Source organism: Achromobacter semiaridum (assembly GCF_053543755.1).
Genome location: NZ_JBLVOL010000008.1, coordinates 21,607 through 34,430 on the forward strand (window position 1 = coordinate 21,607; position 12,824 = coordinate 34,430).

The following is a 12,824-nucleotide window of genomic DNA, read 5'->3' on the forward strand; positions in this document are numbered from 1 at the left end:
TGCGTGGCGTTGATGAGTGGCGTTGATAAGTGGCGTTGATGTGTGGCGTTGATGTGTGGCGTTGATGTGTCGGCTACGCCGCCAACACCGCCAGCAAGGCGTCGGGCGTGAATGGGGCTTCGTAGAAGCGCTTTCCGGTGGCGTCGAACAAGGCATTGGCGATGGCGGCGGGGCCGGGTACGGACGCGGATTCGCCCGCGCCCATCGGCGGTTCGTCCTGGCGCGGCATCAGCAAGACGTCAATGGCGGGTACGTCCTTGAAGCCGATGATGGGGTAGCCCCCCCATTCGCGGCTGGCCACGCCGGCCTGGTCAAAGGCCACTTTTTCGATCAGGCAGCGGCTAAGGGTCTGGATCACGTTGCCGTGAACTTGATGCCGCACGCCCGCCGGGTTGACGATCATGCCCGTGTCCTGGCCGACGACGATGCGTTCCGCGCGAACGCGCCCCGTGGCCGGGTCCACGCACAGGTCGATGACCCAGGCGGCCCACGCGGCGCCGAAGCCGGGGAATTTGCTGTGCACATAGCGCGCATAGGCAATGCCCCGCCCGCGCAGTAAGCCGTCGGTGCCCGGCTTGCCCCGGCTGCCGGCCGCGCGCGCTTGCCATCCGGCCTGCCGGGCGGTGGCGTCGATCAGCGCGACGGCGCGCGCGTCGTCCAGATTGCGCAAGCGGTACTCGACCGGGTCGGCGCCGGCGGCCTCGGCCAGCTCGTCGATCATGCAGTCATGCGCAAAGGAATTGGGCAAGGCCGAGACGCCGCGCAACCACGACGAACGCACGATCGGCGGCATGTCGTGGCAGACGACGCGGCGCGCCGCGTAGCGATAGGGCGGCGCGGCGGTGCGGTCTCCCATTTCCAGCGTGCGTGGTTCGCCCGAGACGGCACCGGTCAACAGCAAGGCCAGCAGCGGCGCATCGTTGGACGGGTAGCGCACCGCGAAGTCGACCGCCAGCAAATTGCCTTGCGCGTCGATCGCGGCGCCCACATCCATTAACTGGCCGGTGCCCTTGGGTTCCCATTGGTGTTCTTGTTCACGCGTCAGCTGCACGCGCACGGGGGCGCCCACCGCCATCGACAGCAGCGCCGCGTCGGCGCACACGTCGTCCGCGCAATTGCGGCCATAGCAGCCGGCGGCCTCCAGGCGGATCAGGTCGATCCGGCCTTCGCCCAGGTTCAGCAGCCGGTCCAGATCGGTGCGCAGCATGTGGGGGTTTTGCGTGCCGGTCCACACCGTCAATCGGCCGTCACGAAAATCCGCCACGGCGCAGGATGGGCCGATGGACGCGTGCATCTGGTACGGCCAGACGTAGCGGCGGCGCAGGTGCGTGGTGGCCCGGGCGCAGGCGGCGTCCACGTCACCGTCTTCGATCAGCGGCCGCGCGCGCGCCGGGTTGGCGTGGATGGCGGCGGCCACGTCGCTCAGGTCGGGCGCGGGCGGAATAGGCTGCCATCGCACTTTCAGGGCGCGCAGGGCGGCAATGGCCTGCTCTTCGCGGTCGGCCACGACGCCGATGAAATCGCCTTGCACCACCACCTGCACATTGCCCGGCAGATGCGCCACGGAGGCGCGATCCACATCGATCAGGGTTCGGCCGATGAAGTCGCCGGCATCGCGCCCGGGATGCGGCGGACGCACGACGCGGCCATGCCGCATGCCCGGCACACGCACGTCGTGCACGAAGCTCAGTTCGCCCGTGGCCTTGGCGGGAATGTCCACGCGCGCCACGCCCTGGCCGACGATGCGATATTCGCTGGCGGGTTTCAGGCGGACGGGTGCGTCGGGCGCGGCCAGCGTCAAGCGGATGTGCTGGCCGGCAAGCAGATCGCCATAGCTGAGCGGTTGCGGGCAGTGTGGCGCGGCATTGTTGTGATGCGTCGTATCGCCGTCGTCGTGCCGGCCTTGGCGTCGCTTGCGATCATCCAGGTCCTGCGCCTGCACCACGCCATCACGCACGCACAGCGCATCACGCGGAAGATTCCACCGCTGCGCCGCCAGCATCAGGAGATGTTCGCGAGCTTGCGCGGCGGCGCGGCGCAAGGGCACGGCCGAAATCTGGATGCTGGCGCTGGCGATGGTCGGCCCCTGGTTGGGCGCCGCGCTGGTGTGGCCCAGCACCATGTCCAGGCGGGACAGGGGCACGTCCAGCTCTTCGGCAACGATCTGCGCCAGCGACGTGCGGATGCCGGTGCCCAGGTCCACATGCCCGTTGAATGCCAGCACGCGCCAACCGGGCGACGGCGTGTCGCCCGCGACCAGGTCGGCATCACGCACGATGGCCACGAATATTTCGGGCGTGGGCTGGACGTATTCGGTGGCGGAGCCCGGTTGGCCCGGCGCCGGCTTGGGCGGCACCGACGGCTGGCGCACCACCAGCAAGGCGTCGGGGTGGGCAAGCAGCGCGCCAGGCAAAAGGTGGGGCTGGGGCAAGGTCATGAGGTCAGGGAACGGGATGGGGCCGGGCCGGTCGATGATTATGTCGCGCTTAGCGGGCGGCCGGCAGTGGGGCATCCACCAACGCGCGCGTGTCGGCCAGCGCCTGGTCCAGCGGCATCACGGCCGCGTACTTCTGCGCCATATCGAACAGGTTGGCCTCGTGGGGCCCCAGCGCGCGGTCGCCACAGCAGTCGGACACCACCAGGGGCCGAAAGCCCGCCTGCATGGCATCCACCACGCTGGCGCGCACGCAGCCGCTGGTCACGCAGCCCGCCACCAGCAAGGTCTGCACGCCACGCTGCGCCAGCCACGGCGCCAGCATGGTGCCAAAAAACGCGGACGGCGTGCTCTTGCGCACGACGTATTCGCCGGGCGCGGGGGCAAGCTCGGGCACGATGGCGCTGTTGTGGCTGTGTTCTTTCAAAGCCAGCATGGCGGGCACCTTCAAGCAAAAAATGTTGCTGTCGGCGTCGTCATCCGAGAACACGATGCGGCTGTGCGCCACCGGCCATCCGCGTTCGCGCGCGTGGGCCAGCAGGCGCCGCGTCTGCGCGATGGCCGGCGCAATGTTGCCGCCGCCCAGCACGGCCGGGTCGGCAAAGCCGTTGACGAAGTCCACGATCAGCAGGCCGAAGGGCGCCTTCAGCGGCAACGGCGTGCCGAAGCCCTGGCGTGAATAGGCCGAGATGTCACCCGCGACGGCGTCGGCGGGAATGGCTTGGGTAGAGGCATTCATTTGTTGTCCTTGCGGCGGGCGGCGTGCGCCCGGCCGGGTTCGTCTTGCACCACGCCGCGCGTCACCATCGGCTGGCCGTCCAGCGCCACGCTGCAATGGCGCATGGGGATGTCGATATGGCAGGCGGTGGTGCGGCTGCCGCCCGCTTCATTGTTGGGGCCCATGGACCACAGGAAATTGCCTTCGAAGGCGCGCGCGTCCATGCCGATGTGCGCTTCCTTGTTGTAGTGCGCCAGCATGGACCACTGCGCGCGCGGTTGCAGGCCCCAGCCGATGTGCGACACGGCATACGCCTCCGGGTCTTCATAGGCGGCCATGTATTCCTTCAGGATGTCGGCCTGAAGCCCGCCGTTGATGCGGGTGACGTAGCCGTTTTCGATGACGAGTTCAATCGGGTGGGTTACGTAGTCTTTCATGGGCAAGAGGATGTCGCCCCGGTCCAGCACCACGCGGCCTTGGCTTTGCCCTTCGTTGGGCCACGTCAAAACGAAGCCGCTGGGCCAGTGGTCCCAGCGACCGGGTTCGTCCACGAAACCGTATTCCGATATCGCGGGAAATTCGCCCAGTTGGCAACGTAGGTCGGTGCCGGCGTCGGACGTGATGTGCATCTGCCTGGCCGCTTCGATGCGACGCGCGGCGGCTTGTACGCGCGTGCGGTCGGCCTCGGTAGGGACCAGGCGGCACAGCACTTCGGGCGGTTCGATGGCCAGCAGGATCTTGGTGCCGGTCTGCAAGATTTCATGCTGCTCGGGCGAGAACAGAAGCGTCATGAGGTCCAGCACCAGGTCGCTGGCGTTCAGCGCGGCGATGGCGGCCGGGTTGCCGGTCAGCGGCGTGGCGCCCAGGTACGCCAGCGCGTCGCGGCTGATGGACTTTTCCGCGTTGACGGGCGGCAGGTCCAGCCGGTTGACGCGGGCGCCCAGGTCGGTGGCGGCGGCGATCGCGCAGCGCAAGGTTTGCGGGTGCGTGTCGGCGCCGGTCAGCACGGTGACGATCTGTCCGGCTTGAAGCCGCGACAACGTCAGCACCTGCTTCCAGGCGTGGATCAAATCGATATCGCTGACGGACATGGCGGGCTCCTTGAATCAGCGGATTGGGAAAAGGGCGGATCAGTCGATCTTGCTGCCAAGAAAGTCGCCGAAGGCGGCGTAGAAACCGGCTTCGTTGTCCCACGGAATCATGTGGCCCGCGCCGGGTACGCGCACGTGCTGCGTCTGCGGCGCCAGGCCCTGCCATTCGGCCACATCGTCATCGCCGACGACGCCGCCTTTTTCAGCGGTGACCAGCAGCATCGGGATCTTGATGGCGGGCAGGTCCGCGTGGATGTCGTCGCGGCCGAAGTCTTCAAAGCTCTGCACAATGGCCGGTTCAAAGCAGGTGTGCAGCCATTGCGCGCGCAGTTGGCGCTGGGCCTCGGTCCAGGTGGGGCAGAAAGCCAGCATGTCCTCGGCGCTCATGCCCTGCGTGGCCTGGCGAATGGAGTCCACGTACCACGGCAGATTGGCCGGATACGGGCGGCGGCCCGGGCCGGATACCGGTGGGTCCACGAGGACCAGGCGCGTCAGCCCTTGGGGTTGGCTGCGCGCGGCGCGCACGGCGATGCGCCCGCCCATGGAATGGCCGACCAGCGCGTAGTGGGCCAGTTGCAGCGCCTGGGCAAACGCATTGACGTCAGCCGCTTGCGCGTCCAGGCCGTAGTCCAACCCGGGGCCGGATGCCGACAGGCCCCGGCCACGCACGTCCAGCACATAGGTGTCGAACCGGCGACCCAGGTGTTCAGCCACAAAGCCCCAGGTGACGGCCGGGCTGGTGATGCCGGGAATCAGGATGACGGCGGGGCGGCCGGCGCGTTCGCCCGCCGTGCCGCCGTAACGCAGGTAGTGCTGGCGGATGCCGTTGGCGTGCACGTTGGCGCCGTACAGAAAAGTGCTATTGGCTTGGGCTTGGGTCATTGTGCGCTCCGGGTATAGGGGTAAGCGCCCGAGAGCAGGGCGCCCGCGCCGGGCACCACGGGGTCCAGCCCCAGCTCTTTCAGGATGGCGTAGGTGGTGGCGATGGATGCCGTGAGAACGGGCTTGCCGGTTTCCGCTTCCACTTGCGAAACGGCGGGCAGCGACGGCATCTGCACGCAGGCGGACAGCACGATCACATCGGCGTCGGCCACGTTCATGCCGGCGACGATGCCGGGCAGCTTGGCCGGGTCGTGGCGGCCCACGTCCAGGTTGTCGGGAATCTCCAGCGCGCGCCAATCCACAATTTCAAACCCTTCCGCGGCGATGTAGTCCATGACCAGTTCGGTCAGCGGAATCATGTAGGGCGCGACCAGCGCGATTTTCTTGGCGCCCATCACATGCAGGGCCTCGACCAGCGCGCCGGCGCTGGTGATGACGGGGGCGGATGCGCCGTTCTCGGCGGTGCGTTCCGTCAGACGTTTCTGCGACACGCGGTGGTAGCCGCGCCCCATCGCCATGATGGCCACCAGGCAGGCGTAGCCCAGCACATCGACGCGCGCATCGCTAAGTTCCAGTGCGCAGCGGTCGCTTTCGGCGTCCATGGCGGCCAGCTCTTCCTTCTGGACCTTCTTCATGCGCATGCGGCTGGAATGAAACGTGAAGCGGTCGTTGGGGCGCAGCGACGAATGCGCCTGCAACATGGCGGGCACTTCGGTTTCCATCGTGGTGTTGGAACTGGGAACGATCTGGCCGATACGGAATGTCTTCGTCATGGATAAGCCTTGAAAAATGGGCGGGCCTAGGGTTTTCGATAAATTCAAAAGAAGCGTATACGCTCTATTCTTGCAAAGAGCAGCGCGGATGACCAGCCCGGTTTTCGTAGTGGTTTTCACCTAACTGTAGGCAGTGCATGCACTATTTTGGTGATTCCTCTTCGGGTTTACGAGAGGGTCACCTTTTTATGTATCCATAAATTAAGCGTGTACTCCATAATTTTCTGAATTGGCTGCACCAGTCTTTCACCATCTTGCAAGGAGAAGTTCCGTGTCTACATCCCCTCGTATCGCCATCGTCGGCGCGGGCCTGGGCGGCGCCGCCACCGCCGCGCTGCTGCTCAAGCAAGGGCTTAACGTTCGCGTCTACGAGCAGGCGCCCGGTTTTTCGCGCTTGGGGGCCGGCATCCACGTGGGGCCGAACGTCATGAAGATCCTGCGCCGCATCGGTATCGAAGATGCCCTGAACGCGCAGGGTTCGCACCCGGACTTCTGGTACAGCCGCCATTGGGAAACCGGCGACATCCTGGCGCGGATTCCGCTGGGCGATTACGCCGTCAAGGAATACGGCGCGTCGTACCTGACCGTGCACCGGGGCGACTTCCATGCCTTGCTGGTCGACGCCTTGCCCAGGCACGTGGTGGCGTACGACAAGAGCCTGACTCGCGTGGAAGATCGCGGCGACTTGGTGCTGATGCACTTTGCCGACGGCACCTCGGAAGAGGCCGACATCGTGATCGGCGCCGACGGCGTCAATTCCCGCATTCGCGAAGAGCTGCTGGGGCCAGAACTGCCCAAGTACGCGGGTTATCTGGCGCACCGCGCCGTGTTCCCCACGCCGCGGACCAAGGCCGGCATGCTGCCCTTCGATTCCTGCGTCAAATGGTGGAGCGATGACCGCCACATGATGGTGTACTTCGTCACCAGCAAGGCCGACGAGCTCTACTACGTCACCGGCGTGCCGGTGGAACACTGGGACTTGAACGACCGCTGGCTGCCCAGCAGCAAGGATGAAATGCGCGAAGCCTTCAGCGGCTGGCACCCCACCGTGCAGGCGCTGATCGACGCCACGGTAGACGTCACCAAGTGGTCGCTGCTGGAACGCGACCCGCTGCCGCTCTGGAGCCGTGGCCGCCTGGTGTTGCTGGGCGATGCCTGCCACCCCATGAAGCCGCACATGGCGCAAGGCGCCGCCATGGCCATTGAAGATGGCGCCATGCTGGCGCGCTGCTTCCAGGAAGTGGGCGTGCAGAACCATGAACTGGCCTTTGCGCTGTACGAGGCCAACCGCGCTGAACGCGCCAGCAAGGTGCAGCGCATATCGCACGACAACACCTGGCTGCGCACGAATGAGGACCCGTCCTGGTGCTTCGGCTACGACGTGTTCAACGAACCGCTGGTAGACCCCAAGACGCGAGCCGCGGCCTGAGGATCTGTCCGCCGCGCGGGCGTGGGGGCTTGCCCCTAGGCCCGTGTCGCGGCAACCTTCGTACTTTTCGAACTGCGACCACGCGCCACGCCATATGGGATCCACCGTCAATTCCTGCCGCGTTACCCAGCCGATCCGCTTGAACGTCAACGGCGGGGAGTGCGCCGTGCCGGCCGCGCCCGACACGGCGCTGCTGCATGTGCTGCGCAATGACCTGGCGCTGAACGGGCCGAAGTACGGCTGCGGCCTGGGCGAGTGCGGTGCGTGCACGGTGTTGATTGACGGCGTGGCCGCGCGGTCGTGCGTGATCCCGGTGCGGGCCGCGCAGGGCAGGGCGGTGGTCACGCTGGAAGGCTTGGGCACACGTCAGCAACCGGGCACGACGCAGCAGGCATTTATCGACTGCCAGGCAGCGCAGTGCGGGTACTGCCTGAACGGAATGATCATGACGGTCGAGGCGCTGCTGCGCCGCAATCCTAACCCCACGGAAGACGCGCTGCGCCGCGAACTGCATCACAACCTGTGCCGCTGCGGCACGCATGTGGAAATCATGCAGGCGGCGCTGCGGGCGGTTGAGCTGCGGGCGAAAAGCGCGGGCGTTGCGGGTGTTGTGGCTGTTGCGGCTGTTGCGGGCGGTGTTGACCTTGCGGACGGCGGACCCACGCGATGAGCCAGGACGCGCTGGGGTCACCGCTACATCACCTGGGGCTGCCCGCCGACCTGCTGCACGGCGTGGCCTTGCGTCCGCCTGCCGTGCTGTGGGATGGCGCGCGGTATCGCGGCAGCGTGTTGCAGCAGGCGCAGTGGGATCAGGCGCGCGTGCTGTCGGGCGTTGTGACGGTGGTTCGGCACACACACTTCGCGGGCGTCGTCGCCGTGTCGGCGGTTCATGCCAGGCAGGCGGCAATGGTCCTGGCACCCGTATGGCAAGCCTCGGATGCCGTCCAGACGCCGCCTGATGATGCCGCGGATTCGGACGAGATTCGTTATGGCCTGCGCCTGCGGCCCTTGGATACGCCGGTCGGCGTACGGGCGACGGTATGGGCGCTGAACGGGCACGCCGGCGTGTGGCTGCCGGCATGCACGCCCGGCACGCAAGCTCAGATCCGCCGGGAGCTGGCGGCGCTGCTGCAACAGGCGGAAGAGACGATCCGCGTAACGGTGCATGCCACGATCGACGGTGCGGACTCCGAAGGCGGCGATGCGGCGCATCCGCTGGACTTGATGGACGCCGCCGCCGACGCCGCGCTGCTGTCGCAAGCAGTGGGCCGGCCGGTGTGCGTGGTCTGCCGGTCGGGTGTTGCGGAAGAGTTGGTGCTGCGTGTACCGGTCGGTGATGCGACGGCTGGGTCGGCTGGTGGCGGCGCTGATGCTTTGAATGCTGCTGCTTTGAATGCTGCTGCTTTGAATGCTGCTGTTTCGGATGCGGGTGCTTTGAATGCTGCTGCTTCGAATGCGGGTGCTTCGAACGCTGCTGTTTCGGATGCGGGTGCCTCAAACGCCGACGCCTCAAACGCGTTCGCCTCCGACGGCTCGGCCACCAACGCCACTGCCTTCACGCCACAACCCGACTCGCGCGCCGCTGCCGGCGCCGCGTCGTTGCGGTCCGAAGCGCCCTGGGCGGTGCGCCCGAGCCTGGCGCGGCTGTTGAGCCAGCCCGCGCAGGCAGGGGCGTCGGCACATGCGACGGTATGCGGCGCATCGGTAACGTCGCCCCGGCGCGCGCTGCCCCCGTTGCGCGCCAGTGTGGACGAACTGAACGCCGCGCAAGTCTTTGCGCAAGAAAGCCAATGGCATGAAGCCGCGCTGGCCCACGGCAAAGATCCCATCGCGTGGCGCGTGGAACAGCTGCCCGAAGGCAAGGGCCGCGAGCTGGCGCGCCAAGTCGTGGGTCGCGCAAGATTAAACACCGGCGCCGGAGCAGGCGCAGGCGCAGACGCAAACGCAAACGCAGACGCAGGCGCAGACGCAAACGCAAACGCAAAGGCAAACGCAAAGGCAAACGCAAACGCAAACGCCGACGCCGCCCCTGCGCCAAGCGCGGGCTTGCTGCACGGCACGGGTTTCGCCACTGCGCAGGTGCAATGCGTGGATGACGATGGCGCCGCCCGCATGGTCTGGAGCGCGTGGGTGGCCGAGGTCTCCGTGCGCGCCCAAACCGGTCAGGTCGAAGTCACCCGCGTGGTCGCCGGCCACGACAGCCAGCGCCTGCAACCGGCGCAAGGCGCGCCCGTACACGCCCATATCGAACAGCAAACGCCATGGCTGCTGGATAACGCGCGCCGTCTGCTGGCGGGGCCGCCGGCGTTTGACGATTGGGTCAGCCCGTCGTTCAAGGATGACGCGGCAGACCGGGCCGTGCGCCCCTACGAAGGTGGCGACGGCGCGATGCGGCCCCGCGCGGCGGGAGACGTCGCGGACGGCAACGTCACACAAGGTCGTTTGGCCGTGGACGGCGTGGTCACCTTGCCCGCCGCCGCCGCCATCGCCAACGCCATCCATCAGGCAACCGGCGTGCGCCTGCGGCAAGCGCCGTTCGATACCGAGGCGTTGCGCTTGGCGTTGCAAGACCGGCGTCGTCCAAAGTGGGGCACGTCCGCGCGCGGCCGTCTGGCGCGAGCCGGCGTGTGGCTCGCGGCCGGCGTCGCCGGTCTGGCCGGCATGGTCGCCGCGCTGTGGCCGGTGAAATCCGCATTGCCGTTGACGGCCGGCCCCGACGTTTCCCTGTATTCCATGCGGGCCATCGAACGGGGCCGCCTGGTCGCCGCTGCCGGAGATTGCATCGCCTGCCACACCGCGCCCGGTGGCCAAGCCAACGCGGGCGGTCTGGCGCTGGACACCCCCTTTGGCACGATCTATTCCACCAACATCACGCCCGACAACGACACCGGCATCGGTCGCTGGTCCTACCCCGCGTTCGAGCGCGCCATGCGCCAGGGCGTGCACCAGGACGGCCGTCAGCTGTATCCCGCGTTTCCCTACACGGCCTATGCCAAATTGAGCGAAGCGGACATGCAGGCGTTGTATGGCTACCTGATGTCGCAACCCGCCGTTAAGTCCGAGCCGCCGAAGACGCAGTTGGCCTTCCCCTTCAATATGCGCCCGCTGTTGGCCGGCTGGAATGCGCTGTTTCACGACGCCACGCCCTTCACGCCGGACCCGTCGCGCAGCGCGCAGTGGCTGCGTGGCGCGTATCTGGTGGAGGGCGTTGGCCACTGCGCCGCTTGTCATTCACCGCGCAACCGCCTGGGCGCGGAGAAGAAGGGCGTGCATTACCTGGCAGGGGGCGAGGCGGAAGGCTGGACCGCGCCCGCCTTGAACCAACTGGCCAGCGGACCACGCGCCTGGTCGGGTGATGAACTATTCCAATATCTGCGCACCGGTTATTCGCCGAGCTACGGTGTGGCGGCCGGACCAATGGCGCCCGTGATCCACGGCTTGGCAGAATTGCCGGACAGCGACCTCAAGGCCATCACCACGTATTTGCTGGACCTGCCGAAGCGGCAGGGCGACGGCAATGCCGAATATGCTGCGTCGGCGGCATCGGCCTCGGCTTCGGCTTCGGCTTCGGCGACAGCGTCGCCTTCGCCCGCGTTGTCCTCGCTATCGCCCAAGACCCAGGCCACGATCAACACCGCGGCTGCGCCCAAGACCGCCTCGGCGTCTGCCTCGGCCCCCACGCCCGCCGCTGCAACGATCCAATCCCTGCAAGGCCGGCGCGCCAACGGTGAACGCATCTATCAGAACGCCTGCGCGGTGTGCCACGAAGCCGGAAGCGGGCCCACGCTGTTTGGCGCCAAGCCCTTGTTGGCCGCCAACACCAACCTGCACGCCGACACGCCTGACAACCTGATCCAGGTGATCTTGCACGGCATCCAGGAACCCGCCGACGACGCGCTGGGGTACATGCCGGGCTTCAAAGACAGCCTGGACGACAAGCAGGTCGCCGATCTGCTGGGTTATTTGCGGGAACGTTTTGCGCCGGACGAAGACGCCTGGCCCGATCCCACCACGACGATTAAACGGCTACGCAACCATGCGGAGCTGAATTAAGGAAAACGCGGCCATAACGCGTGCGGCTTTAGTGATGATCACATCAAGGGGTTTCATCTATGTCAGCTTCATTGGTATCCGTGGACAAGGCCATTCAGGTGGCGGGCGTCGGCAAGTTCCAGTATCGGCTTTTTGTGATATTCGGCCTGGTCTGGATGGCCGACGCCATGCAGGTGCTGTCCATCGGTTTTTCCGCGCCGTCCATCGCCAAGACCTTTGGCATCACCGTGCCCCAGGCGCTGCAAAGCGGCACGTTCTTCTTCATCGGCATGTTGATCGGCGCGTTCGTCTTCGGCCGGATGGCTGACCGCATCGGCCGGCGCCCCGTCCTGATGATCGCGGTGGTCATCGACGCCTGCGCGGGCGTGGCTTCCGCTTTCGCGCCCGAGTTCACGTGGCTGCTGGTCTTGCGTTTCCTGACCGGCATCGGCGTCGGCGGCACGCTGCCGGTGGACTACACGATGATGGCCGAATTCCTGCCCAGCGATCGCCGTGGCCGCTGGCTGGTGCTGCTGGAATCGTTCTGGGCGGTGGGCACCATCTTCCTGGCGCTGCTGGCGCTGGCGGCGGTGTCGTGGGGCGATGACGCCTGGCGCGTGATCTTCTTCGTCACGGGCTTGCCTGCCTTGATCGGCGTGGTGCTGCGGTTCTACATCCCGGAATCGCCGATGTACCTGAACCGAAACGGCAAATCCGACCAGGCGCGCAAAGTGCTGGAACGCGTCGCGCGCGTCAACCAGCGCAACATCGAAGTGCCCGCGCTGCAACCGGAAACGCCCGTCAACAAATCCATGTTCGCCCTGTTCTCGCCCAGCTACCGCCGCCGCAGCATCGGGTTGCTTCTGGCATGGGCGCTGATCTCCATCGCGTACTACGGCGTCTTCGTGTACTTGCCCATCAAGCTCAGCACCGCCGGCTTTGCGTTTATGCGCGGCCAGGAGTTTCTGGTGTTGCTGGCGTTGGTGCAATTGCCCGGCTTTGCGCTGTCGGCCTATGGCGTGGAACGCTGGGGCCGCAAGCCCACGCTGGTCGGCTTCCTGATTTTGAGCGCGGTAGGCTGCATGCTGTACAGCCTGGGCACCGACCCCGCCGTGGTGATCGGTTCTACCTTGCTGATGAGCTTTTCGCTGCTGGGCACGTGGGGCGCGCTGTATGCGTTCACGCCCGAGGTCTACCCAACGGACTTGCGCGCCAGCGGCATGGGTATGGCGGGCGCGGTGGCGCGTTTTGGCGGCTTGTTCGCCCCGGCCATCATCGCGCCCATCATGACCAGCCACTTCACGCTATCGCTGGTCGTGCTGTCCAGCATGTTGCTGGCCGGCGCCGTGTCAATCTGGTCGGTAGACGTGGAGTCGCGCAACCGCGCGCTGGATTGATGGTGGTGTAAATCGCGGGTGCCCCCGGCGTGCATAGCGCCGGCGTGCTGCCAGGAACGGCGACGAAC

At 66.6% G+C, this 12,824-nt stretch carries 9 protein-coding genes; 4 read left to right on the top strand and 5 right to left on the bottom strand.

Annotation, left to right across the window (positions count from 1 at the left end):
- Positions 1 to 73 precede the first annotated feature (73 nt).
- From ACNPP0_RS02140 to ACNPP0_RS02160, 5 genes are read right to left on the bottom strand one after another with little or no spacing between them, the layout of a single operon-like run.
- A complete protein-coding gene (locus ACNPP0_RS02140) occupies positions 74 to 2,437 on the bottom strand; it encodes a xanthine dehydrogenase family protein molybdopterin-binding subunit (protein WP_448704889.1) in 2,364 nt (787 codons plus the stop codon).
- 49 nt (positions 2,438 to 2,486) lie between these two features.
- Positions 2,487 to 3,173, bottom strand: a complete 687-nt coding sequence (locus ACNPP0_RS02145; protein WP_448704890.1) for an N-carbamoylsarcosine amidohydrolase — start codon at positions 3,171 to 3,173, stop codon at positions 2,487 to 2,489.
- Positions 3,170 to 4,243, bottom strand: coding sequence for a 2,5-dihydroxypyridine 5,6-dioxygenase NicX family protein (locus tag ACNPP0_RS02150; RefSeq protein WP_448704891.1), 1,074 nt, complete (start codon positions 4,241 to 4,243; stop codon positions 3,170 to 3,172). The genes ACNPP0_RS02145 and ACNPP0_RS02150 overlap by 4 nt, the downstream gene beginning before the upstream one ends.
- Before the next feature lie 39 nt (positions 4,244 to 4,282).
- Entirely contained in the window at positions 4,283 to 5,125 is an 843-nt protein-coding gene (locus ACNPP0_RS02155; protein ID WP_448704892.1) for an alpha/beta fold hydrolase, read from the bottom strand.
- The gene (locus tag ACNPP0_RS02160; protein ID WP_448704893.1) at positions 5,122 to 5,898 is read right to left on the bottom strand and encodes a maleate cis-trans isomerase family protein; all 777 of its coding nucleotides are present in this window, start codon (positions 5,896 to 5,898) and stop codon (positions 5,122 to 5,124) included. Before ACNPP0_RS02160 ends, ACNPP0_RS02155 begins: the two co-directional genes overlap by 4 nt.
- 271 nt (positions 5,899 to 6,169) lie before the next feature.
- On the opposite strand from ACNPP0_RS02160, the gene ACNPP0_RS02165 reads away from it, so the two are divergent.
- From ACNPP0_RS02165 to ACNPP0_RS02180, 4 genes are all read left to right on the top strand, one after another.
- Positions 6,170 to 7,327, top strand: a complete 1,158-nt coding sequence (locus tag ACNPP0_RS02165; RefSeq protein WP_448704894.1) for an FAD-dependent monooxygenase — start codon at positions 6,170 to 6,172, stop codon at positions 7,325 to 7,327.
- Positions 7,328 to 7,421: 94 nt separating this feature from the next.
- Positions 7,422 to 7,997, top strand: a complete 576-nt coding sequence (locus ACNPP0_RS02170; protein WP_448704895.1) for a (2Fe-2S)-binding protein — start codon at positions 7,422 to 7,424, stop codon at positions 7,995 to 7,997.
- Positions 7,994 to 11,380 (top strand): c-type cytochrome, encoded by a 3,387-nt coding sequence (locus tag ACNPP0_RS02175; protein ID WP_448704896.1) that lies wholly within the window; start codon positions 7,994 to 7,996, stop codon positions 11,378 to 11,380. The genes ACNPP0_RS02170 and ACNPP0_RS02175 overlap by 4 nt, the downstream gene beginning before the upstream one ends.
- Positions 11,381 to 11,439: 59 nt before the next feature.
- The gene (locus ACNPP0_RS02180) at positions 11,440 to 12,756 is read left to right on the top strand and encodes an MFS transporter (protein ID WP_332610029.1); all 1,317 of its coding nucleotides are present in this window, start codon (positions 11,440 to 11,442) and stop codon (positions 12,754 to 12,756) included.
- The last annotated feature ends 68 nt before the right edge of the window (positions 12,757 to 12,824 follow it).

Bases quoted from the DNA above. Each gene is read 5' to 3' on its own strand.
- ACNPP0_RS02145 (WP_448704890.1), bottom strand. From the start codon at position 3,173: ATGAATGCCTCTACCCAAGCCATTCCCGCCGACGCCGTCGCGGGTGAC.
- ACNPP0_RS02175 (WP_448704896.1), top strand. From the start codon at position 7,994: ATGAGCCAGGACGCGCTGGGGTCACCGCTACATCACCTGGGGCTGCCC.
- ACNPP0_RS02150 (WP_448704891.1), bottom strand. From the start codon at position 4,243: ATGTCCGTCAGCGATATCGATTTGATCCACGCCTGGAAGCAGGTGCTG.
- ACNPP0_RS02160 (WP_448704893.1), bottom strand. From the start codon at position 5,898: ATGACGAAGACATTCCGTATCGGCCAGATCGTTCCCAGTTCCAACACC.
- ACNPP0_RS02170 (WP_448704895.1), top strand. From the start codon at position 7,422: ATGGGATCCACCGTCAATTCCTGCCGCGTTACCCAGCCGATCCGCTTG.
- ACNPP0_RS02140 (WP_448704889.1), bottom strand. From the start codon at position 2,437: ATGACCTTGCCCCAGCCCCACCTTTTGCCTGGCGCGCTGCTTGCCCAC.
- ACNPP0_RS02155 (WP_448704892.1), bottom strand. From the start codon at position 5,125: ATGACCCAAGCCCAAGCCAATAGCACTTTTCTGTACGGCGCCAACGTG.
- ACNPP0_RS02180 (WP_332610029.1), top strand. From the start codon at position 11,440: ATGTCAGCTTCATTGGTATCCGTGGACAAGGCCATTCAGGTGGCGGGC.